Genomic DNA, 25,519 nt, shown 5'->3' on the forward strand with positions numbered 1-25,519 from the left:
GACAACGGCTCAGCCGAGCTGCTGTTCGAACACCTGCGTGCCGCGGCCGGTAGCCGGATCCACCGTCACCACACGAAGATTCGCGGCGCTCGGGGTGAGGTCCAGCACCATGAACCCGAGTTTGTCCTGGCTCTCGTACAGCGCCTTGGTGCGATTGCGCGCGCCGCTGCCGCTGCTGCCGCTGCCGCCCGCACCCGAGGTCTTCGCGGCCGCGCCCGAGACGATCTGGCGGGTGCCCTTGGTAGCGGTGGTCGGCTCGAGCACCTGGAGCGAATGGTCGTGGCCGGACAGGATGAAGTTGACCTTGCCGACGACGTGCTGCTCGAAGAACGTCTTGACCGCGGCGCCGGAGAACGGCGCGGGCAAGCCGTCGTAGCTGCCCGCGTTCCCGTGCCCGCCATTGCTGAGGTAGGGGTGGTGGGTGCAGACGATCTTCCACTTGGCGGTCGACGCGGCCAGCGCCCCGTCGAGCCAGGCGCGCTGGGCGTTCATGTACGGGCCGTCGACGTTGAACTGCGGGTCCAGCACCGGCGGAATGATGGCCGCGAGCGGGGTGAGGTCCAGGACGAAGAACTCCACGACGGGATCTATGCGCAGCGTGTAATAGCGGCTCGGCATCCACCAGCGCGGCGAGAACGCGTGGTAGGCGACCTCGAAGTTGCCGCGCGCCAGCCAACTCCCGTCGCCGGGGAACACCGAACTGGTGTCGTGGTTACCGAGCGCCATGGCCCACGGGAAATCCAGTCCCGCGTTGGGGTTTTCGAACTTCGTCGCGAACTGAACGTCCTGATCGTCGTTGGGCCCGCTGTCGTAGATGTTGTCGCCGAGTCCGACCGCCATCGAAAATGGTTCGCGCGCATGGAATTCGCGAGCGGCGTTGGCGACCGCGAGCTGGGTGGAGGACCCGGTGCCCGCGTCCCCGGTGACCAGAATCCGGGCACTGCCCGGCCCCGGTAGCGGAAACTTGGTGACACCGGCCGCGACCGGCACCGCCTGCGCGGGACTCAGACCCAGTAGTGACGCTCCCGCCACCAGCCCGGCGACCCCGGCCGCACCGGCCAGCAGTTCGCGGCGACCCATGTTCGGACCGAGGGCGGTGGAGTTGTGTGCTTGCTGCATATCTGGCAGACCCTTGCGACGTTGGAGTTCCTGCTGATGGAGCGGTTCGACAGCCGGACTGGTCGTGCGTCCAGCGCCGAAAACGAGCCCATAGTATCGAGATGATCTCCGCGTGATCCGCGAATGAACAGATCCGGATCGCAAGTTGAAGCGTTGACATTTCAATTCACCGCCTCGGCCCAGTGCACGGGGAACAGTGCTCTCGGGGCTTTGCTGATGCCGTTGTTCATACTCAGCGGGTCCGGGAAAACGCAGCTCTGAGTTCTCGTCGAACAGCCTTGGCGGAGTCGCGCACTCGAACGTCCGTCGACCGGCCGGGTCAGACGACCGGCCCGCAGGGCACGCCGAAGCGCTCGCCCATCGTTTCGAGAGTCCGCCGGTTGTGTTCGCGGTCGCGCCGATGCGTCCGTACGAAGTGCGCCGTGTCGGCCATGCGCCGGTGCATCGGGTACCACCGGTCGAAATCGAGCCCGCACCGCAGGAACACGGACGCACCGAGCGCGTCGTAGATCAGGCTCAGATTGTGCAGGTGCAGCGCCAGGGCGGCGTACGCGAGCGGCGCCGCGGTGCGGGTCCTGGCCCGCATCTCGTCCGCGTCGACCGCGTACAGCGGCACTTCGCGGAGCTTGTCCCGGAACATCAAGTGGGTCAAGAAGTATCCGCCGAAGGAGAGGAATCCGAAAGTCGCCGAACGCGTTTGAATCGAGAGCACGGATCCGCTCGGCGACACGTACGGTTCGTAAGGGGTATCGGTGTGCAGTAGATAACCGGTGCAGTTCACGATCCAGCTACCCGGCGGAGTCGTGACGGTGTCGCCGTTGCGGAACTCGAGCTCGACGCCGTTCGCACTGTCGACCGCGTCCCGCAGGTGCCCCATGACCACCGTGTGCAGCCCCGCGCGGATAGCCCGCTGTTCCGCTTCCGACAGCATTCCGGCGAAGAAGTTGTCCGCCTGCGGGGTCACCGACAGCCCGACGTGAGCCAGGAGCCAGTCTTGAACCTCGGCTTCGTTGGTGCCGTCGAATTGCCTTGCGATGTCCATGAATACGCGGTTCGGCATGACCCCGCCCCACCATCGGCGTGCGCCCGGCGGCACGACGCGATCTCGATTCACGAACGCTGTCCCGGGCCCGGCGATCAGGTTGACGTCCCGGGTGGGACAGGCCGCGATCAGCGCGGCCGCCGTGTCCATGGCGGTCTTGCCGCCACCGATGATCCAGACGGGCGTATCGCTGTCCGCGATCTCGCCGGCGCGCACGTCGCAATAGTTGGGCGACACCGACCGCACCTTTTCGCTCGACACGGTCAACGGGTCCATCGGCGCGACATTCACCCCGAAGGCCTTGATCAGCTTGGTGGCCCTGATCTCCAGCGGCAGCCCGTCGGGCCCGGTGCAGCTGACCCGCACGCCGTCCCCGGTCTCCTCGTGCGACAGGTAGTCACACCCGAAGAACTCCTCGACGCGCACCCGCTGCCTGATGACATCGACGCAGTACGCGAGATGGTCCAGAACCTCGCTCCTGCTGGCCAGGTAGGACCGATCCTCGTGGAGAGTCCACTTGATATCCCCTGCGGTGAACAGCGGATGCGGCTGATGCAGCCGGACGTACGGGTAGGCGTCGACCCACATCCCACCGGCTCGCGGATGCCGGTCGACCAGGATGATTTTCTGGTCGCGGCTCAAATATCGGCTCGCGACGAACAGTGCGTTGAGTCCCGCGATCCCGGCGCCGACGACGCACACGTCGCAGGAGTGCGTGGGGATCGGATTCACGTCGGAAGATCTCATGGCAAACTCCCTGCTATCACTAATGAGACCATCGGGTAGCGGGGCTGTCAACGGTGCAAATCGCCTGTTCAATGGCTGGCGGGATCGTGCGGCGTACTGAGCGGACGGCGGTGTTCGTGCTCCGCAGTGGGCGGGTTTGAACCCACCCGGATTCGATGCCTAGATGCGCATATAGACCTACAGGCACGCAAGCCGAGGCACTCCTGGCTCGGCGCGCTGCCGACACATGTGGTGGTCGAGCGCTCGCCGCTCGAGATCCCAGATCGTTTGCACGAGATCGGCTACCCGGCCCTCCTGGTCGCCGTTCTGATCGCGATGGTCACGACCGCGGTGTCATGACGACGGTGGCGATAGTGTCGGACCGTTTTCCCGCTCGCTGACCCCTCGATCGGCCCGGTCGCGTCGGCGGTGTATGAGTGGCAGCCATGACCGACATCTTCCTGTTCTCCTACGGAACCCTGCGGCTGCCCGAGGTCCAGCGCACGATCTTCGGGCGCGAACTCGACGGGCAGTCCGACGAGATCGTCGGGTACGAGCTCGGCGAACTCGTCATCACCGACCCCGCGGTCATCGCCACCAGCGGCAGCGACGTGCATCCGATCCTGTTGCCCGCACCCGACTCTCCCGGGGTCGCGGGAACCGTGTTCGCGGTGTCGGAAGCGGACCTCGCGGCCGCCGATGCCTACGAGGTCGCGGACTATACGCGGGTGCTGCTGCCGCTGCGGTCCGGCCGCAAGGCGTGGGTGTACATCCTCGCCACCGCCGCCGGCGGGCTGTAACTCAGGGCCACAGCCGCTCTCGCGACCACACGCCATCCACGAGGCGATAGGACAGGCGATGGTGACGGCGCGCGGGATCACCCTGCCAGAACTCCACCTCGGTCGCCTGCAACGCGTACGAGATCCACTGCGCGGGAACATGACCGGGCGAACCCGCGAGAGCTAGCGCGGCGACGGCGAGTGCGTTGTCCAGTTCACTCGGATCGGTCATCGGCCCGCTCTGCCGTCCGGTCAGCGCCATCGCCCGGGAGCCGATCGGCCGCGCCCGGAAATCCGCCTCCGCGACATCCCTGCCGTCGGCCACCACCGGCCCCGACACCCGGACCTGCCGCACCAGCTGTGGCCAGTAGAAGGTCAGGGACGCCACCGGACTCGCGGCGAGTTCGCGGCCCTTGCGGCTCTCGCCATGCACCGCGAAATGCCAGCCCGCGCCGTCGAGATCCTTCAGGATCAGCACACGGGCCGAGGGTGAACCCTGCTCGGTCACCGTGGACAGGGTCATCGCGTGCGGCTCGGCTACACCGGATTCAATTGCGGTCCTGAGCCATTCGACGAACAGCTCCGCCGGGTCGGCGGGAGCGGCGGACGTATCGAACGGTGGCGCTTCGCCTTTGAGTACCGGAAGCTCGCGCAACAGCTGTCGCACTCCGACCGGCGTTCCCAGAGCCGCTGTCCGAGAATTCCTCACGACCATATAGACATCTCCCCCGGGGCCGGATTCGACCGTCGAGCCGTCCCCACGACGATCATGCTCGCTGTCACGGCGAACCGCACCCCAGGCTCGGCAGTCTGCGGCCGGAGGCAGACGCCACCGCACCTCCAGGCGTTCGGAGTTCGATAGGTAGCGCGAAGACCGCAGCACGCAATGATGCTGGTGCGCAACGATAATCGTGACTGATGCATCGGTACCGATCCAGCAGCACCCGATCACCAGCGGTTGCGCGCTTCCTCCGCCCAGCCGACGACATCGGATAGATCCAGCCACCCGGCGTCCGCGCGCACCCGGCCGGCGAAATGGCCGAAGCACTGGTGCGTCTCGCCCGCGACAACGATCAGGTTCGACGTCGCGACCCGCTCGTGGAACGGCCGGAACTCCACCTCGACCCGCTCCCCCGTGATCGACCACGGCGCCAGCCAGTTCGAGGTGTCGTACTCCCAGCGCAGCTCCTCACCGATCTTCTGGACGCGACCGTCGACCATGATCGCGTTCTCGGTGCTGCCCGTCCCCCCGGTCCACTTGCCGCCGAACTGGATTCCCAATCCGGGCCGCCAGCCCGCCGCCCAGTTCCACGTCATCGAGTACGGCCACTTCCCGCGGCCGTGGTCGAGCACCGCGAAAGCCTCCTCGATCGGATACACCTCCGACCCGAGGGTCAGCGACCCGGACGCGGGCCGCCCGACATCCTTGACGGTGTACTGGAAACGCCGCTCGCTCCACGGCACCACCACACCCAGCGACTCGTGACCGGCCGGCCGCGGCACCCACACCGAGACCCGCACGCCGCGGGCCCTCGCTTCGATGGCGCTGCCCGCCTCGTCCTCCCGCAGTTCGATCTCGACCCCGCCACCGCGCGCGGACGTCACCCCCACGCCACTGCGTTCGGCCAGCACCGTGCCCCGGGCCAGCGGCACCACCGCGTCCCGCACGGTCTCCTCGCCGGTCTCCCGGTCCAGCACGTAAATCCCGTGCACCCCCGCGTAATCCAGCGAGGACACGACAATGCCGATGATGTGGCTCGGCGTGACGATCCCCCAGTACTCCCACCGTTTGCACCGCCCCCAGCCCCGCAGGTTGGCCCGGTGCAACGGCTGCCGCGTCCACCCGACTGCCGCCGGGTTCAGGCCGCCGTCGAGTCGACAGAGGTCGACCGGCGCGGTGATCTCACGCTCCAACTGGGCCTCCGACCGCTCACGGCGCTGTCACGCGCACGATGTGTGGACACGTCCGCGTGTTCGAAGACCGCGCCCGTGTCGCACAGTACGCGGCGCTGCGCCTGGCTCGAGCGCTCGCCCTTCGTCACCGACGGCACGCGCTCTCACGGAATCGAGTCGGGTTCGGGGGCTTGACTCCGGTCGGCCGGAAGACGTTGTGCCGACAGGACTTCACGAGCTCCGGCGTGGCTCAACCGGACCGTAGGCGGCCAGAAAGAGATCGATCGCGGCGTCGGCCGTGTCGGCGGGCGGGGCATCGGCATCGAGGATCCGGGCGTTCAAGGGCGCTCCCACGACCAGCCAGGTGAGCTGTTCCGCTGCCGTCCCGGGGTCGGAGATCCGCAGCTTTCCGCGCGCGTTCAGTGCACGTAGCGTCGCCGCGAGGTCGGTGAGGTTCCTGCCCCAGCTCTCGTGCAGATAGGTCTGCCCGATCTCGGGTCTGCGGGCGGCCTCTGCGGTGACCAGGCGGCGCATTTCGACCACCACCGGCGAGAGCACGCCCGCCAGCAGCGTTCGCGCCCAGGCGAGCAGGCCCGCGCGGATGTCCTCGGCGGACTCCAGCGCGGTCAGCGCGGGTCGCATCGCGTGACGGCCGGCGGCCGCCCAGTCCTGGACGACCGCGGCGAACAGCCCGGCCTTGGACGGGTGCTCGCGGTAGAGCGATGCCTTGGAAATACCTGCACGGGAAGCGATCTCGTCCATCGACGCGCCCGCGAACCCGAATTCCAGGAACACCTCACGGGCCACGGCCAATAGTTCGGTGCCGGATTTTCCGGACGGCCGGCCACGGCGTGCACTGCTCATGACGGGCATTTTAGTACTTGACAGTACTCAGAAGGAATTCTATTTTAGTACTATCCAGTACTAAGGAGTGCCGCCATGAACGTCGTAGCCGGCGTGGTAACCGCAGCGATCGTCTCGTTCCTGGTCAGCGCGATGCTGTACGCGGCACCACCCGTGGCCGCGCTGATCTCGCGAACGAGCACTCCACGGCCCGGAATCGCGATGCCGGCGCAGATCGCGTTCGGCCTGCTGCGCGGGCTCGCCGCGGCCGCGGTACTCGCGGCGTTGCTCATCGCCGGTGACCGGCACGGCGTCGGGTCCGGGGCCGCGCTGGGCGCCCTGGTCGCGGTCCTGCCGGTGACCATCCTCAGCGGCGCCGTCGTCCACGAGAACGTTCCCATCCCGACCGCGCTCGTTCACATGTCCGACTGGATCCTCAAGCTCGTCATCAGCGGCGCGGTACTCGGACTGTTCATCTGAGCCGAACTCGACAGGAGCATCATGACCACCGCACCCGGACCACTCGACATCACCTTCAACGCCGTCCTCGGAAAGGTTCGAGCGGGCGACACGTGGACGTGTGTGCAACTCCCCGACTCGGCCCGCATATTCGGGACCCGAGGGTTGGTCAAAGTGAAAGGGACGGTGGACGGTGTCGCATTCACCTCCTCGTTCATGGCGCTCGGCGACGGCACCCACAAACTTCCTGTCGCCGCCGCTATTCGACAGCAGATCGGGAAGGGTGACGGGGATGAGGTCACCGTGCGGCTGACCGAGCGATTGTCCTGAGTAGCAAGTGGTCTCGTGGTTCAGGCGCCGTTAGGGTCGAGCGGGCGCCGTCCGCGCGATGATGTCCGCGGCGACGCGGTCGGGAATTTCGAGGTGCGGGCAATGACCTGCGTCGGCGTATTCGACCAAGTCGGTATCGGGTCGCTCGCGCCGTAGTTCGGTGGCGATCGCCGCGCCGGAGACCGGATCTCGCATCCCCCACAGGAACGAGAGCGGGACATCGGTGGTGGCCATAGCGGTTTCGAGGCGCTCACGGTTCGCCGCGCGTTCCGGGATGTACCGCAGCAGGCGACGGTGAATGTCCCGGCCGGGAGCACCGGCGCGCAATGCTCGGTAGTGCAGCGCCGCAACGGCGGGGTCCAACGGGTGCGAATCCGAGAACACCTCGCTCCACGACCGGATGAACAGTCGCTCGTTGAGCGCGTATGCGAGCAATTTGCCGATGCCGGGTAAAAGGGTCAGCTTCTGAATGGGTCGCGGGCGGTACAGCCGGGCATACAACCCGTGGTTCAAGAGCACACACCGCGTGATCGTGAATGTCTTGACGGTGCGGGCCACAAACTCGGCGGCGACGATCCCGCCATAGTCGTAAGCGACCACCGACGTGTCCTGGATTTCGAGCTTGGCCAGGAGAGCCTCGACCAGGTCCGCCTGCTCGAAAATGCTGTACCGGTGATCGGCCGGTTTCTCGGTCGCGCCGTAGCCGAGGAAGTCGAAGGCCACGACGGTGTGCCGCCGGGCCAACTCCGGTTCCAGCTCCGCCCATTCGAACGACGACGCCGGAAAACCGTGCATCAGCAGTAGCGCGGGCCCGCTGCCCGAGACACGGACGAATACTCGCCGCCGTGCCCCGCGAACAGTCAGTTCGATCATCTCGCCGCCGTTGTGCCATCGGCGCAACGCATCTGGTTCGGACTCCATCACTGCCTCTCCCAACTGCCTCTCCCACCGCCCACGACACCGTGTCGGGCGCGCCCGTATCGTCACAGTCATGGGTGGTGGGGCGCTTCCAGAAACGTGTGGTCGGTCGTGACACCCATGGCATGGGTGCGGGACGGGCACTGCCTCTATCTGGGTCCGCCGCCGAGGGGCGACTTCCATTCCACCGCGACCGCGCAGCTCGTCGTCGGTGTGGACGCGCCGGTGGTTTTGCAGGCCGACGGACTGCCGGATATCGCTGTCGGCAGCGCGGTGATTCCGGCGCGGACGACCCATCGGGTCCATGCGCTCGGCGATTGCGTACTGCTCTGCTATTTCGATCCCGCAGCGAACCGGTCCGCCCGAGATTTCGCGAGTCTGCGGGATATGCACGGGCCCATGGGAATCGGCCACCCGCGCGAAGAATTGTTGGTCGACGCGGTTTCCCGCGGGGCGGTCGACGTCGAAACCTTGCTGGGATTGGCGAGTCTGCCGGACGGTCGCCCGATCGACGCACGAATACCGTTGGTGGCCGGTCTGATTCGCGCCGATCCGGCGCTGGCCCATCGCGCTGCGGCCCATGCGGCGGATCTGGGTCTGTCGACTTCCCACTTCCTGAGGTTGTTCGGCGAACAGACCTCGACCAGCTACCGCCGATACATCCAGTGGGCTCGGATAGTGCACGCCGCCACCGCGGTATCGCGCGGCTGCGATTTCTCCCGCGCGGCGAGCGATGCCGGGTTCTCGTCGCCTTCGCATTTCAGCGATGTCTTCCGGGCGGTGTTCGGGGTCACCCTCAGTTCGTTGGTGGGGTCGGGTCTTCAGTTCGGGTAATCAGCGTCATGGGCTTCGAGGTTCGCCCGTCGACGTGTCAGTCCGCACTCCCGGCCGTCGCGAACCTGCCGAATCGGCCGTGCCGAAGGGGCCGCGATGCCGAGGAGCCTGGCGATCCGTACGGTGATCATCCATGGACCTCGGACTCGCCAATCTGATCGATCCTCGCCTCTTGCCTCTGGTTGACGACTCACGCTCGTTCTACGAAAAGCGCACGGCCGGAAGAGGTCCCAATGGCGCGGAGGAGTTGCGCGCGATGCGGGCCGGCGCCGCCAAGCCTGCCCTCGCGAGTCCGCCGCCCGCGGAGGAGCTCGCCACCGCAAACGGACGCACCGTCCCGGTGCGGATCCACACTCCGGTGGACGCCGCGCCAAAAGGCGTGTTCCTGGAACTCCACGGCGGCGGCTTCTACATGGGTTCGGCCGCCGGCAGCGACGTCACGAACCGCCGCCTCGCCGACGCCCTCGACGTCGCGGTTGTCAGCGTCGACTATCACCTCGCCCCCGAACATCCCTGGCCGGCCGCTCCGGACGATTGCGAGACCGCCGCACTCTGGCTCGTCGAGAACGCACAGGACCGCTTCGGCACGACGAAGCTCGCCGTCGGCGGGTTCTCGGCCGGTTCGACACTCGCGATGACGACTCTGCTGCGCCTGCGCGATCGCGGGGTCAACGAATTCACCGGCGCCGTACTGCAGTTCGGAACCTACGACCTGAGTGCACAGACACCGGCAGGACGTCTGATCGCCGATGAGTACTTCCTCGCCGCCTACTCCGGCTCGGCTCCGGATCGCACACACCCGGACATCTCCCCGATCTACGCCGACCTGTCCGGCCTGCCGCCGGTCCTCATGGTCGTCGGAGACGAGGACATTCTGCTTCACGACAATCTGGCCATGGCTGCTCGATTGTCGGCCGCCGGGGCGGATGTCGATCTCCGTGTCTATCCCGGCTCACCCCACGGGTTCACAGGCCACCCGACCCGGATGGCACAGGCGGCAGTCCATGACATCCAAACGTGGCTCGACCGGCGGCTGAATCCGACAATCTGACTGGCGCGCGGCCCAGCTGTCCCTTCGGTGCGAATGCGCATTTCACGGCCACGCAGCATCCGAACGGGCCGCTGTCGAGTACGCCTCACCCTGCTTCGCCAGCATTCCAACCCCTTCCCGCGATCTTCGAAGACTCCAGTCTCACTGCCGCAGTGCAGGTTTCGATCAGACACTGATTCGAAACACAGGAGCTTGAGTTGACGTCCCCGACGATCCACGCAACTGACGATGCTGGCATCGAACTGAACTCGGACTTCCGTATCGAGACCGACGGCCGCGAGCTGAGCTTGATTCTGGAGAGCGCAGGCGGGCGAGTCACTGGCAGTTCTCGCCCACGCAATTTCGGACTATGTAGCAGCACTGACTCTGCTCCTGGAGCGATTGCGGACGCTCGATGCAGCACTGATATCCGCAGTCGTTGCCTCCGCGCGGATCTCGCACTTGCCCGAGGCAGACCGCGTTCTCGTTGCCGACCCAGTAGCGCTCCGCGATGTCGACGACATCGAACTGTTCCGGAAGAAGATCACTCGACCACGAGGCCGCATCCAGGATGAATAATCACGAATCCCGTTGGAAGCTGGTCTGATTCGATCCGGCGCTGTCCCATCACGCTGCAGCCCATGCGGCGGAACTGGGTCTGTCCACTTCCCACTTCCTGCGGTTGTTCGGCGAACAGACCTCGACCAGCTACCGCCAATATATTCGATGGGCTCGGATAGTGCACGCCGGCACCGCGGTATCCCGCGGGCATGGCGTCTCCCGCGCCGCGCGCGACACCGGTCCTCATCGCCGCCGCACTTCAACGACGTCTTCCGCGCGGTGTTCGGAGTCATCCTCAGTTCGTTGGTGGTCGTCGGGACTTCGGTTCAGGTAGTCAGCGCTGGGCCGACACTGCCCGCAAACGAGCTGTTGATGCGACTAGACTGCGACCTGGATCGGAGGCCTGTCGCGCAGATCAACAACAGCGGGCATCCTGTGAAATCGAGACTGCCCGGAGGCATACCGAATGCAGCACTGCGCAACATGTGGCAGCGGACTGACCAGCGACAACCTGAGCGAATGCGCAATCTGCGGCTCCAACGAACTACGATCCGGTCAGCAGCCTAAGCCTGCCAACGGGTTTCAAATTCGGTTCACCGTCTTTGGATGTGACGGCTGCGGGCAGATTGTTGGGACTGCGAGAGGATCGACAGACCAGTGCACCGCATGCGGGGCTGACTTGCAGCTTGTTGATCGAGCCGCAAGCCTTCGTGCACAGCACTACGGGGATGACCTGGTCCGGCTCCAAGAACGGCTCGAGTACGTACAGACTCTGGCGTTCACCGATAGCGGCGATCGCATGGCGACCGAGGACTTTCGACGTTGGCAGATGAAGGCCGTAGAATCCGCTCTCGACTGGGCCGATCGACTTCCGAAACGCATGGGCGAGGGTGACTTCGACGAACCTAATGCCGCCGAGACAATCTCCGCGTGGACGAACCTGCTGACGTTGGTTAACGAAATGCTGGATGTCGCAGCGGAACTCAAATCCGTTCCGGCTCCGCCAGCTCTCCTCTCCACACACCGCGTGTTGACCAGTGGAGTCTTACACTTCGGCGCTGCTGCGGTTGGTTTCTGCACAACGCTGAGCGCACCAACCGTGGAAGTCGCGCAGGAACGAATGCGCCGCGGCCAAGCGGAGCTAGACTTGGCACAAGAGACGATCGTTGCTGGCCTCAAGCTCATGAATCCAATCGACATCACTTCGAGCGGATCCGCCCTTGTCTCGGTGTTCCCCGAACTAGCCACTGTAGCCAAGCGAGACTCCGTAATGCTTCGGCCGCTGATCCCGATCGCGGCTGTTGCCCGAGGGATGCACGATCCACAGCGGCGCGAACGCCGATCGATTGCAGTTCGTACTGCGTTCGACAATGCCACCGCCACAACCACCCATTGGATTGGCGACTTCGACATATTCTTGGAGACGTGCTCTATTGCCTGGCGCCAATTGATCGTGCAGCACGAGCGACTGACACTAATACTCGATGCTGACCGAACTCGCCTAGGATGGGTCGACGATCTGCTCGATGTCGGTGCCAAACTGGTTGAAGGTCCTTACCGAGCCTACGGAAACCTCGTGCTCGACTCGCTGAAGGTAGCACGCGGCGATATCTCCGTACTCGACCGCAGCACCGCAGGAAGAGCTCCGTTCAGCATGGTTCGGAGCACACTGGCATCCGAATGTCCGGCGCTGGCTGAGAACATCCGGCCGATCTTCCGGAATGCTTCTGCCCACTACGACTACCAGGTGATCGGTGATATTATCCACATCCGCCATGTCCCTCCCAGGAGCACGACGGCGATCGTAGAGAACCATTCGAAAGACGATCTGATTGCCGCCGTGTCGAACTTGTCCGAGCATGCGATCGCGATGGCAACCGGCGTTGCAGGATGGGTATGGTCCCACTGCCCCATCACTGATCGTGAGCGCTTTCGACGCGACTGGCTTACAGCGTGAGACCACGCTCTCGTTTGTCAGGTGCTTGCAGAGCGATGGTCGATACTTCGGCGGGAACTAGACAAATTCCGATGACTGCCGATCAGTCCCAGGAACCGCACTCATTACGTTCGCTACCTATAGCATGAGCAAAGTTCTTCTGCCGCAAAAGCTACCCACATCGCGGCCTCGGAGGCTTTGCGCTGCCTAGACAGACTGATAGTCACGTCTGCCTTGGAATTGCTGGCCGCCAACTCGTCGCAGACAGCCCAACCTACCCAGCTCGCCGCAGTCTTGACATCCCGACTGGCATCGACAGCGAAAATGTCCATGCGGTTCGGCCCATCGATGAAATTGAAGCCAACAACACTGTTTGCCCAGCTTTCCAACCCAACTGCTTTCTTCCCATCATCGCCGGTGGCAGCACTCTACAAGGCAGCGCGGATCTTCCATCCGGCACTGATTGACCCTGTCCCAGTCTCGGGCTGTCACTACGTTGAAGTGGCAAGCGATCACCACAGAGAGCATTGCGCGCCGGACCCCGTGCTGCTTGACGCAGGAAGATGTGACCATGACGACCGTCCCAAAAGCGTTCAGATGGGCCCGTATACAAGCCGTTCGACACATGGCGGTGTGCGAGCGGGCGCATCTGAGGTGGGGCGAGACGACCATCACCGAGATCGTGACAGCCCACACCGCGCGGGCAGTCAACGTTGTTCCGTTTACTCAACCAGCCGAAGCTCTGAGTGGTGCGGACTGGGTCTGGTGGTGGGTGGATAGTACGGGCGCTTATGGAATGCTCGTTCAGGCGAAGCGAGTAACCGTGACCAACACCGCATGGAACTTCGACTTCGGCTACAGCTCGCAACGCGAGGCGCTTCATTCCGCTGCAGCCGCGCTGGGTCTCCTGCCGGTATACGCGCTCTACCTCGGAACGGGCGACTACCGAAAGTGGGAGTCCTGCACGGACATTCACCGGCGCGTGCGCTGCATTCATTGTATAAAGCGCACCGTCTCCCTGATGCCGGCACTACTTGCCGACGAACGGTTCGTCTACGACGCGACGTCGACTTATAGGCAGTCTGTGGCGTTGGAGGATCTCTGGACAGGCTCCCCGGCCAGCGTACCGCTCCGCCCCGCGCTCAGAAATCAGCTCCCGCCTGAGCTGTCTGACTTCCTACGAACCCAACAGGACGGAACGCGAGCAGTCACTCGTTCTATGATCGACTTAGTGTTGAGGGCTCGCAACAACCAGTTCGCCGCAGTATCAACTAGTCTCACAAGGAACCACAATGAGGACCATGACCGACTTGGCTCGGTCTTCGGTGATTTCCCCGACGACATTGGACACTGGGGTCTTAGGTACTTCGCGCACACGCTCGAACCTCTGCTGCAAGCGCCGCCTCCGTATGTCCTCGGTATCATGAGCGGGGGCTACGATCAGGACCGCCTCGCAATGAACATGCCCGAAAACGTCGCAGGCATTATCGTGGTGCGAGTGCCACATGCCGAGTGAGCTATTCCATAGAGCCTGGACGAAGGTTCTCGATTTTAGATCCTTCGATTTTACCTATCGCTGCAGCGGGCACCAATCGGCGAACCACACACCGAAATTGGGGCACCGATAGCACGGCAGTGTCCGTGATGGGGCTCATGGCGGGCACATACATGCCAGCACATTCCTTCGGCGTGGCGCTGCGTCGGCAATCTCGGGTGGTGCTGGAATAACAGAATAGAAACAGTATTCGAACCCACCCCGGTCGTAGTCGAGGTCACGAGCTACGGCAGGCACAGCGGTGACGGCGCCGTACCGCCAGTCCCAGCCAGGCGTGTACGACCTTGCTGGACAACAGCGCAGACCACTGCTCAGGGAGTGACCAGCACCGCGCAACGCTGTCACTGAGGCGGGAAAGCTTCTTCGGCGCTGGTGGAGCCCGCTGCGTAGGTCTACGCGATCGCTGCCCGACAGGCGGAAGTCGCACAGCAGTCTACCCACAGGCGCTTACGGGCGTGCAAGCCAAAAGTGCGAAGCGAAGCCTCACTCGTCCGTACGAAAGATACTGTGGAGTTCAGCCCTTCTTCGCCGTAGCGATCCGAGTCTTGCTGTTGCGCTTCTTGTTCCGCACGCGCCGCTGTTGTTTGATATCAGGGTACGAGCCCGCCAGCTCTGTGACGCGGATGTACTCAATTACGGTGTCCGTTGCGTCCTCCAACCGTCCGAGCTTCAGCTTGTGGTACGAGTGAATCGCTGAGTGACAAGCCCGGCACACCGGAGTCAAGTCGGAATCCAGTTCGCGACCAGCACCGGACCTGACATACGTCCTGTGATGCAGCGTGATATCCAGAGTAGTTTCGCACCCGGTGCACTTCTTCTCATGAGTTTTGAAATACTCGCGCCGCCGCTGCGCCCACACATCCGATGCAATATATACGTCGTACTCTTCTCCTCGCGTGCTACGTCGAGGCTTGGAACCGGACAAAGCCTTTGATGCGGCCTTCTTACGTCGGCGTTCGCGCTGCGATGGGGTCTCCAATGGGTGGGCACCAGGCTCCCCTGTGGTCCGAACATGTGCGAGAACGATATCCGTGTTCACGGCAAGACTGCCCGACTGTTTTGCCTTATGGTAGGCGTCAATTGCAGTGTGACATGGCTGACAGACCGGCACTAGGTCGCTGTCCAACTCAGCACCCTTCCTGGCATAGGTTTTGTGATGAAGCGAAATCCCTTCCCTAGCATCACATCCCGCACACTTCTTCTCATGCTTGGTGAAGTAGTCGCGCCTACGGTTCACCCACCACGACGACGCAATGTAGGTTTCGTACGCGCTGCGCGGCTTCGTCGGTGGTAGCCCTTGGGCTACGCGTTGCGCCGCCCTTGCCTCCTGCCGCTCGCGCCGCTTCGCACCCTTGCTCATCGTCTCTAGCGGCGGCAATCCCTCCGCCTCGCGTCGTGCGGTTCGGCGCGCCTTTCGATCGGCCAACATCTCCGACCGGCCTGGTTCAGTATTCCGCTTGCCCATTTGACCTCTCTCGCTTAACTTTTCGAGGCATATAACGACCGATCGTGGTCGCTGGTTCCGACCAGCCTCCCGAGGAAGCGATCCCATAGACTCCATCCCCGGGGAAGCGCTTTACGTCTGCATTCGAAATCTACGGATCATCGCCAGTTCCCTCGCCGCGCCAAAGTGCGATCAGCAACTGAGCCCGCAGGTAGGTAGATCGACAGCACGACGTACAAGTAGGTCACGGCTTTCGTGCCTGGGGGTGTCCGAGTGTCGTTTGCCCGGCAGCACAGCTCAGGGCTTACCGCCTCCGCGGGCAGACCCAGATCGCGATCGGAGATTCCCAAACCGCGATGAGACCGAACCGCCGTGAAATCACTTCCCGGGGCCGCCGACCCCGTTTTTGCCGACCTATGTGGCACGAAAAAAAGCAGGTCAGAGACCTTTAGGGCTCTGACCTGCTTTTTACTGTGGTCCCAGCTGGGATCGAACCAGCGACCCCTCGCGTGTGAGGCGAGTGCTCTCCCGCTGAGCTATGAGACCGTGCGGGTGCCTTGTGGCGGGTGTCCGGGGCCGGTGTTTGTGCCGGTCCGAACGAGAAAGAACATTAACACGCACCCCCGGCGTCACACCAAATCGCGTGCACAACGGCGTAAAACCGACCTCCTACCGGGGAGACACACCGGGCAGGGCGGCATGTCCGGAGTGCCCACCTCGAAGCCTCCCCTCCAGCGGGCAGCCCGACACAGGGATAGCCGTGCCCGATCCAGCCGCCCACGGCAGCAGCAACTGTGGCGACAGAGCCGTGGCGGCGAACTACCCCTACGGCGGCTGCGAGTTTGCCGGCGCCGACCGCGCCGCAACCCGCGCCTCCGCCCACGCGGGCGGGAGAACCCGCAAGCACCGACCACCCCCGCAGATTCCCGGCGGGCCCAACCCCACCCCCACACGTCACGAACTACACCCCTGTAGTTCACATTTACCCCCTTTCACCAGGCGATTTGTTGTCCGCAACCATCGTCGGCTAATGTTCTTCTCGTCAGCCGGACAGCCGAGAGGCGCCGGGGACAGAATGCGGATGTAGCGCAGTGGTAGCGCATCACCTTGCCAAGGTGAGGGTCGCGGGTTCGAATCCCGTCATCCGCTCGAAGGCCAACCGGCCTGGGTTGGCGGTGTGGCCGAGTGGTGAGGCAACGGCCTGCAAAGCCGTGCACACGGGTTCGATTCCCGTCGCCGCCTCTTAGTAAGAGGCACCAAGCAAGCGCGATTAGCTCAGCGGGAGAGCGCTTCCCTGACACGGAAGAGGTCACTGGTTCAATCCCAGTATCGCGCACCAGAACAGCGAGAAGGACCCGGTTCACACCGGGTCTTTTTTGTATTCCGGGCTCGCACCAGGACAGGAACCCCCGACCGTGGCCAAGCCGAATCGCAAGCATCGGGCCGCCAAGCTGGCCGCCCGGCAGGGCGGGACGGAATTCTGGGCGATTTTGAACGGGGGCGAGGACCGGCCGCCCACCGCGCCCGAGCTCGCCAACGCGCTCGTCGAGGTCGCTTTGCAGGTGGTTCGGCTCGGGAACTCGGGGGCGGTGTTCGCGCGGACTTTCGGAGCGCAGCTCGCCGGCGAAGAGCAGCTCGCGAACGACGTCGCGCACGCGGTCGGACTGGCGGGGCAGCGCGTCATCACCCTGGTCTTCGAGAACGGCTGGTTGCCGGCGGACGTGTGGCAGGCCGCCCGGCGGCGGGTCGACGAGTTCGCGCGTGGACTGCTGCGGGACTTCATCGCCGTGTATAGCGAGCCGTTCGCGCGCGAGACCGTCGACGAGACCTGGCTCGCGCAGCTCGAGGAGATCGACGCGCGGATCCGGTGGTCGCGGACGGACACGCATTTCGAGCAGTGGACGGCCGAGCAGATGCTCACGCGCGAGGAGGCGCTGACCACCGTCGTCGAGGCGCTCGCGCTGCTGGTGTCGCTGCCGAGGATGGAACGCATTCGGGCACTGCCGGGTTCGGCGCGGCCGCGGACCGAGACGCCGCACCACATCGACGAGAAGGCCCTGAGCCGCGTGCGGGGGCTGCTCGCCAAGGCCGAGTCGACGTCGTTTCCCGAAGAGGCCGAAGCACTCTCGGCCAAGGCGCAGGAACTGATGACCAAGTACGCCCTGGACCGGGTGCTGGTCGACGCCGACACCGCGGCGCCGGATCTGCCGGGGGCGCGGCGCATCTGGCTCGATACGCCCTACGTCGACGCCAAGGCGCTGCTCATCGACGTCGTCGCCACGGCCAACCGGTGCCGCGCGATCTTCGCCTCGGACTGGGGATTCGTCACCATAGTCGGTGACGACGCCGACCTGGACGCGGTGGAACTGCTGTCCACCTCGCTGCTGGTGCAGGCCACCCGCGCCATGATCGCCAGTGGGAACACCGATTCCCGCAGCGATCAGGCGCGTAGCCGGGCCTTCCGCAAGGCGTTCCTGGTCTCGTACGCCACCCGGATCGGCGAGCGGCTCGCCGCCGCCACCGCGGCGACCATCGCGGAATCGGCCGAGTCCGAACGACTCCTGCCGGTGCTGGCCTCGCACGAGGTCGCGGTGAACGCCGCGTTCGAGGCGTTGTTCCCGCGCAGTCGCAGCCGGGGCATCGCGATTCGCAGCGCGGAGGGCTGGGACGCCGGTCGCGCGGCGGCCGACCGCGCCCGGCTCGACTCGCGGCGGCCGATAGAGGGCTAGACGGTATTCCCCCTTGACCATTCGCGCTGATCGGGATCGAGGTTCGCTGTTGTGCAGACTGCTCGGTAGGCTTGCGCACCGTCATGCCATGGTGAAGTCTGCCGGGGCGACGAGCGGTAGGAGGTTCGCGTGCCGTTGCTGCGCGGAGATGTAGTGGCCGGGTACACCGTCGAGCGCCGGCTCGGGGTGGGCGGCACGGGTTCGGTGTATCTGGCCCGCGATGCCGGCGACCAGCTGGTGGCGCTGAAGGTGTTCGACGACGTGTGCGCTGCGCGGGTCGCGGCATCCGTTGCCGGCGCGCGTGCGTGGGCGAGCTACGCGCGGACGGCGACGCGGCTCGACCACCCGAACATCGCGCGGGTGCTCGCCACCGGAACGCCTGTCGATGAACCGCTGTGGATCGCAAGCGAACTCGTCGAGGGTGTCGGCGCCGGGCAGCTGCTCACGCGCGGGGTCATCGATCCGGGCCGTGCGGTCGCGTTGATCGCGGCGGCGGCGCAGGCGGTGTGGTACGCCCGGTCGGCGGGTGTTCCGCACGGGGACATCCGGCCGTCGAATCTGCTTGTCGGCCGCGATGATCGGGTGTCGATGACGGGGTTCGGGCTCGCCGCGGCCTTCGGCGATGCCGCCCGGGACGTCTCGGGCTCCTTCGCCTACGCGGCGCCCGAGCGATTCTCCGGCGGAGTGCCGGACGAACGGTCCGAGGTGTACTCACTGGCCTGCGTGCTCTACGAATTACTCACCGGCAGTACGCCGTTCCCGCGCGCCGATCCGGCCGCGGTCATGGCCGCCCACCTGGGCACGGATCCCGCTCCACCGAGCACGCTGCGGGGCGTGCCCGCCGGGCTGGACGCGGTGATCGCGACGGCGCTGGACAAGGATCCGGGCAAGCGCTTCGCGACCTGCCGGGCATTCGCCGAGGCCGCGTCCGCGACGTTGACTCCGGCCGCGCCGATGTGGCGGCCCGCCCCGGTGGCCATCGCCGATTCCGGAGCGGCCGGCGCGGATTCCGCAATCGAGGCCCCCGCCGAACCGGTGCCCAGCATTGACGCACCCGTCGTACCCGTTGCCTCCCCGGCAGCCGGCGACACCCCGCCGCAGCCCGCGAGGCAACCGATCCCCGCCCCGCCCAAGCGTTCCCGCACCACCCGGATCCTGACGGCCGCCGGCAGCGCGGTCCTGCTCGTCGGCACGCTCGTGCTGATCGCCATCGAGATGGATCCGGGGCGGGATCAGGCCGTCGCCCAGCCCGTGAACACGTCCGCGACGCCCACCAGCAGCTCGAGCACCGCGCCCGCGGCAGTCGAGCCGACCACCGCTCCCCCGGTGTCGGCCGCGTACGCGGCGAAGGCGGTGCCCTCGCTCGTGGAATCCTCGCTGCCACCCGTGCCTCTCACCGAGACGACAGCGCCGCCGGTGACCGAGGTTCCGGTCAGCGCCGAGCCGATGCCGACGGTCGCGCCCACCTCCGAGCCCACGACGCCCGCCACCACCGATGTTCCGGTCGCGCAGAACATCGATTCGATGGCTCGCGCCCAGTGCCCCGGCTACATCACCCTGGTTCGCGAGCACGGGACCGATGGGGCGCTCGCGGTCCTGGAGAGTCAGCCGGACTGGACCCTGGCGCCGGGTCAGGGCAGAGCCGTGCTGCAGGAGGCCATTCGGCTCTCCGACGCCGGGCAGTGCGGGTAGCGATCACAGATCGGGGATGGCCGCCCACGATTCGGTGAGCGCGGCGCGGAAGAGTTCGCGACAGTTCGCGTCGCCGAGCCGCTCGAACCTGGTGAAGGGCGCCGCGCCGATCACCCGGTCGACCGAGAGCGCGGCCCCGGAACGCTTCAGGTCGTACAGCTTGTCGAAGCGGCGACTGCCGAAGGTGACATCGTGACGTAGCGCCGAAAAGCGGGTGGCCACCCGGCCTTCGCGGCGATGGTCGTATTCGCCCAGCGCCAGATAGCGGTCGTCGACGATCAACATGCCGGTCGCGCCGCGGGCGTGCTCGCCCTTGATGATGAGGTTCTCCACGCCGGCGCGGGTGAGTCGCCAGAGCATGTCCTCGTACGGCCACAGTTCCTCGATGGCGTCCAGGACGTAGATCCGGCGCAGGTCGACCCGGGCCGCGCCGCTGCGGGAGGCGATCTCGACCATGGCCGCGTGATAGGCGTCGCCTACCTCGCCCCCGATCGACCGCAGGCCCGCCACGTGGACCGCGTGCACCGATCGGGTCGCCTGCTGGAGAATCGTGAGCCAGTCGCTGGCGGTGTTCCATTCCCAGATGGTGGCGCTGCTCGAGGGCACCTGCGCCAGCGCCTCTTCCGCGCGGTGCAGCTGCCGGACGGCGATGGCGTGCAGGGGTGCGGGCGCCTGCTCGGCCTCGATCAAACTCTGCGCGATGTCGAGTGCCCGCGTGGCGGCGGCCGGGTCTCGCCCGAGCAGGACGTTGAATCGCATTCGGAGAGCGTCCAATCCGGCGTCCACGGCGTCCGGCGGATGGGTGACGCGGCCGGTGGCGGGCAGGCTCACCCCCAGGACCAGGCTCAGCCGCTCACGCAGGGACAGTTGGGGAATCCGGGCGCCGCTCTCGATCTGCTGAATGAGACTGCGGGAGCACTGGACTCGCTCTGCCAGCGTCTGCTGCGTCAGGCCGCGCTCCCTGCGGAGTCTGCGAATCAGTTCCCCGATCGGCTCGCCGACCGAACCAGCGCGTGCCATCCCCGGCCCCTTACCGATGCCCACGGTGTGTCATTCGAGCGTAGTTCGTGGCAGGAGATGCCACCAGGGTTCGGATGATTCGGGACAGCGCCTGACAATTGGCAGATTGCCCCGGCAATTGCCCCACGATGGCAGGCAATTCGGTGGATGCCACCGATTCGCGATCTTAGATTTGCAGGTGTACCGATCGAGAAACGACCGAGGTGAAACACTATGGCGCTCAAGATAACCGAGTGGTTGATCACCAGTGACACCACACCCGAAACCGCGCACTACATTCCGACCGCGGCGGGCGGGAAATGGGTTTTGAGCTGGCTTCCGGATCGGGTTCTGGATCGCGAACAGGCCATCAGCGGAATGGTGCTGGACGAATTCCTGAGCGATCCCGCTCCCGCCGGGGACGGCTTCGCTCTGGAGATGGCCCGGATGCGGGCCGCGCAGTTGGGCATCGGGCTCGAGGACGCCGTGCTGCGCCTGTGCGCCCGGATGCTCGAGCGGGCGGCGCGGTCCGAGCCGACCGAGAGGACGGACGAGAACTGCTTTCTTCGCGAACTCACCGCGCCGCACGGGGTTCGGTTCGCGGCGGTGTCGGCCGCGGCGGTGCTGGCACGCACGCTCTATGCCGTCGCCACCCTGCCCTCACTGTGCTTCGTGGGAGCGGCGCTGATCGTCTCCCGGCTCACCGACAGCGGCTCGGCCGTCGTGCTGATCATGCTCGCGGCGGTGACGCTCGCCGGCGTCTCGACCATCGTTCCGATCGTGTGAAACCTCGTGCGCGTACGGATCTCGAGGGCCCGGCGAGCGCCGGGCCCTGCCCTGTTCCGGCCTGGATCAGCGCGCGGAAGCGCTGGCGGACAGGCTGCCGAGCACCCCGTCCCAGTACCCGTTGCCGAAGGCGCTGCCCAGCTGGGCCGCGGTGCTGCCGGTGCTCACCGAGCCCGCGCCGATCGCGTTGCCCAGATCCTCCGCCGAACCGGTGGTCACGGGCACGTCGGCGGGGGCCGCGTCGACCTCGGAGGCGGTGAGTGGAACCCCCTCCGCCCCAGCCGTGCCCGTGAGACCTCCGAAGAGGGCGCAGGCGGCTACACCGACGAGAATGGTTCGTTTCATGAAGTTGTCCTCTTAACTTTCGAGCCGAGGCTTCGCGGTGCTTTCCCCGCTCCGCCGGACAGAGCATATGAAAGAGCATCGATTCAGATCGCGTTTTCGGAAGACCCCAATTTTCGGGACGCCAGTTTGTGAGCTATCGGGTGTTTGTCGCGACACGCCAGGACGACACGAGGGCGAGCGCCGACCACCGAGCAGGTAGGGCCTAGCCGATGTCCGGGGCGCTGGGTAGGATTCCGCACCGTTACGCCTGGGGTTTGCATTTCCGCTGCCCGGGATGGTAGGAGGTGCGCGTGCCGCTGCTGCGCGGAGATGTGTTGTCCGGCTACACCATTGATCGATTGATCGGTGAGGGTGAGCTGGGGGCGGTGTACGCCGCCCGGGATTCGAACACCGGGCGGCTGCTTGCGCTGCGGGTCATCGATGACGACTTCGCAGGCCGGGACGGCGCCCGGGCGCGTTTCCGGCGCGAGGCCGCGCTGCTGGTCGGGGTCGATCATCCCAACATCGCCTCGGTCGACGACTACGGCGCGGCCGGGGAGGAACAGCTCTGGATCGCCGGGCAGTTCATCGACGGCGTCGACGGGGCGCAGTTGCTGGAGAATGGCCCGATCGCGCCCGGGCGGGCGGTCACGCTGATCGCGGCGGCCGCGCCAGGGCTCGACCACGCGCACCGCGAGGGGATTCTGCACGGGAGCATCAAGCCCGGAAATCTCATCGTGCGCCAGGACGGCGGCGAACTCCGGGTACTGGTCACCGATTTCGGCATCGCGCGGGCGCTGGACGACCTGGGCACCGCCAGTTACGCGTACACCGCCCCGGAGCGGTTCGCGCCCGATCTCCCGGTCGACCACCGGGCCGACGTGTACTCCCTCGGCTGTGTACTCTACGAGTTCCTCACCGGGAGAACGCCTTTCCCGCGCACCGATCCGGAGGCGGTGCAGATCGCGCACCGGCGGGTGGCGCCCGTCGCGCCGAGTCTGGTGCGGCCGGATCTGACCACGGCGTTCGACGAGGTGCTCGCCACCGCGCTGGCCAAGGACCCCGAACAGCGGTATCAGAGCTGCGGCGCCCTGGCGGACGCGGCGCTGGCCGCGTTGACCGAAGCCTCGCTCGGGGCATCGGGGCTGGGCGGGATCACCCGGCAGCACGAACCGGTACCGGTGGTCGCGCCCGTGCCGTCGAGACCGGCGGTCAGTGCGCAGGAGCGCAACGCTTTTCGCGGGAGCGGGGTGATGCTGAGCGCGGCCGCGGCGGTGCTGGTCGTCGGCATCGTCTCGGTGATCGCGGTCGAGATGAATCGCGATACCGATCGGCCGGGGGTCGCCATTCCGGCGGCCACGTCCGTGGTCGCGTCGAGTACCGAGATCATCGCGCCGCCCGCGGTGACCGATCCGCCGTCCGCCGAGCTGCCGCCCGGGGAGCTGGCGCTTCCGGCGGAGCCGCTGCCCGAGGGTGTGCTGCCCGAACCGGGGGTCGTCGCCGAGCCGTTGCCGGAAACGGTGGTGACCGAGCCGCCGGTCACGGTCGAGCCGCTGCCGGACGCGGGCGTGCCCGTGCCGCCGGTCGAGCCCGCGCCGGAGACTACGGTTCCCGAGACGACCGCCCCCGAGGCCACGATTCCCGAGACGACCGCGGCCGAGCCGGTGCCGCAGGAGACCATCCCCGCGCCGGTGACCACCGAGCCGCTCACCGAAACCGCTCTGCCGGAACCGTTGCCGCCGAGTTCGGACATCACCGCCATCGCGCAAGCGCAGTGCCACGGGTACGTGGATCTCGTGCGCCAGCACGGCGAGGCCGGGGCGCTGGCGATCGTGGAGAACCAGGCGGCCCAGTATCTCGAGCCGGTGCAGGATCCCGCGGTGGTGCGCGAGGCCGTGCGACTGGTCGCCGCCGGCCAGTGCGTGGGTGGGTGATCCGCGAGCCTCGAATACCCCCGTATACAGGCGATTTGCTATTTGACCCTGTTTGTCCCTAAAGTTCTGTCCCGCAAGCCGATCGGGTCACGAGCCCGGGCGAGCAAGCGGATGTAGCGCAGCTGGTAGCGCATCACCTTGCCAAGGTGAGGGTCGCGAGTTCGAATCTCGTCATCCGCTCAACGGGGGAACACGCGCGATTAGCTCAGCGGGAGAGCGCTTCCCTGACACGGAAGAGGTCACTGGTTCAATCCCAGTATCGCGCACCAGCATTGGTGGAAGGGCCCGGTTCACGCCGGGCCCTTCCGCTGTTCTCGGAGGGGATACTCGAGGGATGAGCCGAGAGGATCTGCCCGCCCCGGACGCGCAGCCGGAGTTGGGGATACGGCCGCGGTGGTTGCGGACGGGGTCGGTGCACTTCCCGGCAGCCGCGCTGGTGGACGGGCACGAATGGGTGTTGCGGCTCAACAGTTTTCCCGATCACCCGATGTGGACGCTGTTCGTGGACGGGGTACGGCGGTTCGATATCGAAGGCGCGCCGCCGAGTTGGGGGAAGCCACTCGGCCTCCAGAGCTGGGTGAGGGGTCCGGCGGGGGCGCGGCGGCTGCTCGACGGAGTGAGGGGGTTCGCGGTGTACGGCAGCGAGGTCGGGGATCCCTGTACGGATCCGTTCTGCTGCGGATGATGACCGGTACGGCGGCCTATGCCGGTTTGCGGCGGATGGGGGCGAAAGTCTCGACCGGGGGGTTGGTCAGGAAGTCGAGGAGGATCGCGTGGCAGAGGGCGGGTTTCTCGGACAGGAGGCCGTGGGAGGTGCCGGGGACCACCGCGAGCTCGGCGTCGGGGAGGCTTTCGTAGAGGGACTGGGCGTGGGTGGGGAGGACCTCGTCGTCGTCGCCCAGGAGGATCAGGGTCCGGGTCGGGAGGGTTGACAGGTCTGCGGGGGTCAGGGACGGTTCGGTCGCGTGTTCGGTGGCCAACTTGCGCAGGATCGTGTCGTAGTGGGCGCGGGGGTGGGGAGAGATCTCGGCGTAGGCGTCGCGCATGAAATCCGGTGGGGTCAGGTCGTTGTCGAGAACGCCGGGGGCCCAGCCGGTTCGGTGGTAGACCCCGGCCACCAGGATCAGGTGGGTGATCAGGTCGGGGCGGCGCAGGGCCGTCAGCAGGGCCACCGTCGCGCCGTCGCTGTAGCCGAGAAGGGCTGTGGGGGCCGCGATCACCTGTTCCAGGAAGTCGACGGTGTCGCTGGCCATCAGGTCGAAGGTCAGGGGGCCGTCGACGTCGGGGGTGTGGCCGTGGCCGCGGCGGTCGGGGGTGAACACGCGGAAGTGTTCGGACAGGGCGGGCACATTGGGGGTGAAGGCGCGGGAATCGACGGCCGCGGGGTGCAGGAGCAACAGCGGATCACCCGCGCCGTACTCGCGGTACCACAGGGGTGTTGTGCTCGACTGCGTCATTCGCCGACCTCTCTCGGTGCCGTGCCGCATGCCCCAGCGGCCCTGGGACTGCTCCGGAGGCGGACGCGCCCGGGCTACCACCGTAGGCCGAGCGGACCGCCGTGCCCGGACATCCCACCGGCTGTCAGC

Annotated in this window: 21 protein-coding genes and 6 tRNA genes; 17 read left to right on the forward strand and 10 right to left on the reverse strand. The window is 66.2% G+C overall.

Annotated features, from left to right (window positions below; translation table 11 throughout):
- Positions 1–9 precede the first annotated feature (9 nt).
- Positions 10–1,119, reverse strand: coding sequence for a metallophosphoesterase (locus ACWDOP_RS24780; RefSeq protein WP_456346971.1), 1,110 nt, complete (start codon positions 1,117–1,119; stop codon positions 10–12).
- A gap of 319 nt (positions 1,120–1,438) precedes the next feature.
- Positions 1,439–2,908, reverse strand: a complete 1,470-nt coding sequence (locus ACWDOP_RS24785) for an FAD-dependent oxidoreductase (RefSeq protein ID WP_456346972.1) — start codon at positions 2,906–2,908, stop codon at positions 1,439–1,441.
- A gap of 425 nt (positions 2,909–3,333) precedes the next feature.
- Here ACWDOP_RS24785 and ACWDOP_RS24790 point away from each other — a divergent pair, with 425 nt between their 5' ends.
- The gene (locus tag ACWDOP_RS24790) at positions 3,334–3,687 is read left to right on the forward strand and encodes a gamma-glutamylcyclotransferase family protein (RefSeq protein ID WP_456346973.1); all 354 of its coding nucleotides are present in this window, start codon (positions 3,334–3,336) and stop codon (positions 3,685–3,687) included.
- Position 3,688: 1 nt separating this feature from the next.
- Here the strand turns inward: ACWDOP_RS24790 and ACWDOP_RS24795 are convergent, their stop codons facing one another.
- The 3 genes from ACWDOP_RS24795 to ACWDOP_RS24805 form a co-directional block, all read right to left on the reverse strand.
- Positions 3,689–4,381: a pyridoxine/pyridoxamine 5'-phosphate oxidase gene (locus tag ACWDOP_RS24795; RefSeq protein WP_456346998.1), complete on the reverse strand. Its 693-nt coding sequence runs from the start codon at positions 4,379–4,381 to the stop codon at positions 3,689–3,691.
- Positions 4,382–4,614: 233 nt separating this feature from the next.
- Complete coding sequence (locus tag ACWDOP_RS24800) at positions 4,615–5,580, reverse strand: DUF2804 domain-containing protein (protein WP_456346974.1); 966 nt, start codon at positions 5,578–5,580, stop codon at positions 4,615–4,617.
- Positions 5,581–5,790: 210 nt separating this feature from the next.
- Complete coding sequence (locus tag ACWDOP_RS24805) at positions 5,791–6,423, reverse strand: TetR/AcrR family transcriptional regulator (protein WP_456346975.1); 633 nt, start codon at positions 6,421–6,423, stop codon at positions 5,791–5,793.
- A gap of 75 nt (positions 6,424–6,498) precedes the next feature.
- On the opposite strand from ACWDOP_RS24805, the gene ACWDOP_RS24810 reads away from it, so the two are divergent.
- The gene (locus tag ACWDOP_RS24810; RefSeq protein WP_456346976.1) at positions 6,499–6,882 is read left to right on the forward strand and encodes a DUF1761 family protein; all 384 of its coding nucleotides are present in this window, start codon (positions 6,499–6,501) and stop codon (positions 6,880–6,882) included.
- A 21-nt stretch (positions 6,883–6,903) separates the two neighbouring features.
- Entirely contained in the window at positions 6,904–7,191 is a 288-nt protein-coding gene (locus tag ACWDOP_RS24815) for a DUF1905 domain-containing protein (protein ID WP_456346977.1), read from the forward strand.
- A 30-nt stretch (positions 7,192–7,221) separates the two neighbouring features.
- Here ACWDOP_RS24815 and ACWDOP_RS24820 read toward each other — a convergent pair whose 3' ends face one another.
- Complete coding sequence (locus ACWDOP_RS24820; RefSeq protein ID WP_456346978.1) at positions 7,222–8,502, reverse strand: alpha/beta fold hydrolase; 1,281 nt, start codon at positions 8,500–8,502, stop codon at positions 7,222–7,224.
- Positions 8,503–8,508: 6 nt separating this feature from the next.
- On the opposite strand from ACWDOP_RS24820, the gene ACWDOP_RS24825 reads away from it, so the two are divergent.
- The 4 genes from ACWDOP_RS24825 to ACWDOP_RS24840 all read left to right on the forward strand — a co-directional run bounded on the left by ACWDOP_RS24825 (position 8,509) and on the right by ACWDOP_RS24840 (position 13,986).
- Positions 8,509–8,943 (forward strand): helix-turn-helix transcriptional regulator, encoded by a 435-nt coding sequence (locus tag ACWDOP_RS24825; RefSeq protein ID WP_456346979.1) that lies wholly within the window; start codon positions 8,509–8,511, stop codon positions 8,941–8,943.
- A gap of 133 nt (positions 8,944–9,076) precedes the next feature.
- Positions 9,077–9,994, forward strand: coding sequence for an alpha/beta hydrolase (locus ACWDOP_RS24830; RefSeq protein WP_456346980.1), 918 nt, complete (start codon positions 9,077–9,079; stop codon positions 9,992–9,994).
- A gap of 1,339 nt (positions 9,995–11,333) precedes the next feature.
- Complete coding sequence (locus ACWDOP_RS24835; RefSeq protein ID WP_456346981.1) at positions 11,334–12,491, forward strand: hypothetical protein; 1,158 nt, start codon at positions 11,334–11,336, stop codon at positions 12,489–12,491.
- A gap of 550 nt (positions 12,492–13,041) precedes the next feature.
- Positions 13,042–13,986: a hypothetical protein gene (locus ACWDOP_RS24840; protein ID WP_456346982.1), complete on the forward strand. Its 945-nt coding sequence runs from the start codon at positions 13,042–13,044 to the stop codon at positions 13,984–13,986.
- Positions 13,987–15,943: 1,957 nt separating this feature from the next.
- Here ACWDOP_RS24840 and ACWDOP_RS24845 read toward each other — a convergent pair.
- Positions 15,944–16,015: transfer RNA gene (locus tag ACWDOP_RS24845), tRNA-Val, on the reverse strand.
- Between the two features lie 531 nt (positions 16,016–16,546).
- Between ACWDOP_RS24845 and ACWDOP_RS24850 the strand changes: the two genes are divergently transcribed.
- From ACWDOP_RS24850 to ACWDOP_RS24870, 5 genes are all read left to right on the forward strand, one after another.
- A tRNA-Gly gene (locus ACWDOP_RS24850) sits at positions 16,547–16,618 on the forward strand.
- Positions 16,619–16,640: 22 nt separating this feature from the next.
- Positions 16,641–16,711: transfer RNA gene (locus tag ACWDOP_RS24855), tRNA-Cys, on the forward strand.
- A 22-nt stretch (positions 16,712–16,733) separates the two neighbouring features.
- Positions 16,734–16,808 (forward strand) — tRNA-Val (locus ACWDOP_RS24860).
- A 76-nt stretch (positions 16,809–16,884) separates the two neighbouring features.
- Positions 16,885–18,198: a DUF2786 domain-containing protein gene (locus ACWDOP_RS24865; protein WP_456346983.1), complete on the forward strand. Its 1,314-nt coding sequence runs from the start codon at positions 16,885–16,887 to the stop codon at positions 18,196–18,198.
- Positions 18,199–18,327: 129 nt separating this feature from the next.
- Positions 18,328–19,890, forward strand: a complete 1,563-nt coding sequence (locus ACWDOP_RS24870) for a protein kinase domain-containing protein (RefSeq protein WP_456346984.1) — start codon at positions 18,328–18,330, stop codon at positions 19,888–19,890.
- 3 nt (positions 19,891–19,893) lie between these two features.
- On the opposite strand, the gene ACWDOP_RS24875 is transcribed toward ACWDOP_RS24870, so the two are convergent.
- Positions 19,894–20,910 carry a helix-turn-helix domain-containing protein gene (locus tag ACWDOP_RS24875; protein ID WP_456346985.1) on the reverse strand — a complete coding sequence of 339 codons (1,017 nt, stop codon included), beginning with the start codon at positions 20,908–20,910 and terminating at the stop codon, positions 19,894–19,896.
- A 213-nt stretch (positions 20,911–21,123) separates the two neighbouring features.
- On the opposite strand from ACWDOP_RS24875, the gene ACWDOP_RS24880 reads away from it, so the two are divergent.
- Entirely contained in the window at positions 21,124–21,675 is a 552-nt protein-coding gene (locus tag ACWDOP_RS24880; RefSeq protein ID WP_456346986.1) for a hypothetical protein, read from the forward strand.
- A 66-nt stretch (positions 21,676–21,741) separates the two neighbouring features.
- On the opposite strand, the gene ACWDOP_RS24885 is transcribed toward ACWDOP_RS24880, so the two are convergent.
- Positions 21,742–22,020, reverse strand: coding sequence for a hypothetical protein (locus ACWDOP_RS24885; protein ID WP_454202003.1), 279 nt, complete (start codon positions 22,018–22,020; stop codon positions 21,742–21,744).
- 290 nt (positions 22,021–22,310) lie between these two features.
- Here ACWDOP_RS24885 and ACWDOP_RS24890 point away from each other — a divergent pair, with 290 nt between their 5' ends.
- The 4 genes from ACWDOP_RS24890 to ACWDOP_RS24905 all read left to right on the forward strand — a co-directional run bounded on the left by ACWDOP_RS24890 (position 22,311) and on the right by ACWDOP_RS24905 (position 24,618).
- Positions 22,311–23,933 (forward strand): protein kinase domain-containing protein, encoded by a 1,623-nt coding sequence (locus ACWDOP_RS24890; protein WP_456346987.1) that lies wholly within the window; start codon positions 22,311–22,313, stop codon positions 23,931–23,933.
- Between the two features lie 107 nt (positions 23,934–24,040).
- Positions 24,041–24,113, forward strand: a tRNA-Gly gene (locus tag ACWDOP_RS24895).
- Positions 24,114–24,127: 14 nt separating this feature from the next.
- A tRNA-Val gene (locus ACWDOP_RS24900) sits at positions 24,128–24,202 on the forward strand.
- A gap of 65 nt (positions 24,203–24,267) precedes the next feature.
- The gene (locus ACWDOP_RS24905) at positions 24,268–24,618 is read left to right on the forward strand and encodes a hypothetical protein (protein ID WP_456346988.1); all 351 of its coding nucleotides are present in this window, start codon (positions 24,268–24,270) and stop codon (positions 24,616–24,618) included.
- Between the two features lie 16 nt (positions 24,619–24,634).
- Here the strand turns inward: ACWDOP_RS24905 and ACWDOP_RS24910 are convergent, their stop codons facing one another.
- The gene (locus ACWDOP_RS24910; protein WP_456346989.1) at positions 24,635–25,390 is read right to left on the reverse strand and encodes an alpha/beta fold hydrolase; all 756 of its coding nucleotides are present in this window, start codon (positions 25,388–25,390) and stop codon (positions 24,635–24,637) included.
- Positions 25,391–25,519 lie beyond the last annotated feature (129 nt).

This window comes from Nocardia sp. NPDC003693 (assembly GCF_053981095.1).

Bases quoted from the DNA above. Each gene is read 5' to 3' on its own strand.
- ACWDOP_RS24810 (WP_456346976.1), top strand. From the start codon at position 6,499: ATGAACGTCGTAGCCGGCGTGGTAACCGCAGCGATCGTCTCGTTCCTG.
- ACWDOP_RS24815 (WP_456346977.1), top strand. From the start codon at position 6,904: ATGACCACCGCACCCGGACCACTCGACATCACCTTCAACGCCGTCCTC.
- ACWDOP_RS24780 (WP_456346971.1), bottom strand. From the start codon at position 1,119: ATGCAGCAAGCACACAACTCCACCGCCCTCGGTCCGAACATGGGTCGC.
- ACWDOP_RS24795 (WP_456346998.1), bottom strand. From the start codon at position 4,381: ATGGTCGTGAGGAATTCTCGGACAGCGGCTCTGGGAACGCCGGTCGGA.
- ACWDOP_RS24835 (WP_456346981.1), top strand. From the start codon at position 11,334: ATGGCGACCGAGGACTTTCGACGTTGGCAGATGAAGGCCGTAGAATCC.
- ACWDOP_RS24830 (WP_456346980.1), top strand. From the start codon at position 9,077: ATGGACCTCGGACTCGCCAATCTGATCGATCCTCGCCTCTTGCCTCTG.
- ACWDOP_RS24790 (WP_456346973.1), top strand. From the start codon at position 3,334: ATGACCGACATCTTCCTGTTCTCCTACGGAACCCTGCGGCTGCCCGAG.
- ACWDOP_RS24805 (WP_456346975.1), bottom strand. From the start codon at position 6,423: ATGAGCAGTGCACGCCGTGGCCGGCCGTCCGGAAAATCCGGCACCGAA.
- ACWDOP_RS24880 (WP_456346986.1), top strand. From the start codon at position 21,124: ATGGCGCTCAAGATAACCGAGTGGTTGATCACCAGTGACACCACACCC.
- ACWDOP_RS24785 (WP_456346972.1), bottom strand. From the start codon at position 2,908: ATGAGATCTTCCGACGTGAATCCGATCCCCACGCACTCCTGCGACGTG.
- ACWDOP_RS24875 (WP_456346985.1), bottom strand. From the start codon at position 20,910: ATGGCACGCGCTGGTTCGGTCGGCGAGCCGATCGGGGAACTGATTCGC.
- ACWDOP_RS24825 (WP_456346979.1), top strand. From the start codon at position 8,509: ATGGGAATCGGCCACCCGCGCGAAGAATTGTTGGTCGACGCGGTTTCC.
- ACWDOP_RS24905 (WP_456346988.1), top strand. From the start codon at position 24,268: ATGAGCCGAGAGGATCTGCCCGCCCCGGACGCGCAGCCGGAGTTGGGG.
- ACWDOP_RS24885 (WP_454202003.1), bottom strand. From the start codon at position 22,020: ATGAAACGAACCATTCTCGTCGGTGTAGCCGCCTGCGCCCTCTTCGGA.
- ACWDOP_RS24840 (WP_456346982.1), top strand. From the start codon at position 13,042: ATGACGACCGTCCCAAAAGCGTTCAGATGGGCCCGTATACAAGCCGTT.
- ACWDOP_RS24910 (WP_456346989.1), bottom strand. From the start codon at position 25,390: ATGACGCAGTCGAGCACAACACCCCTGTGGTACCGCGAGTACGGCGCG.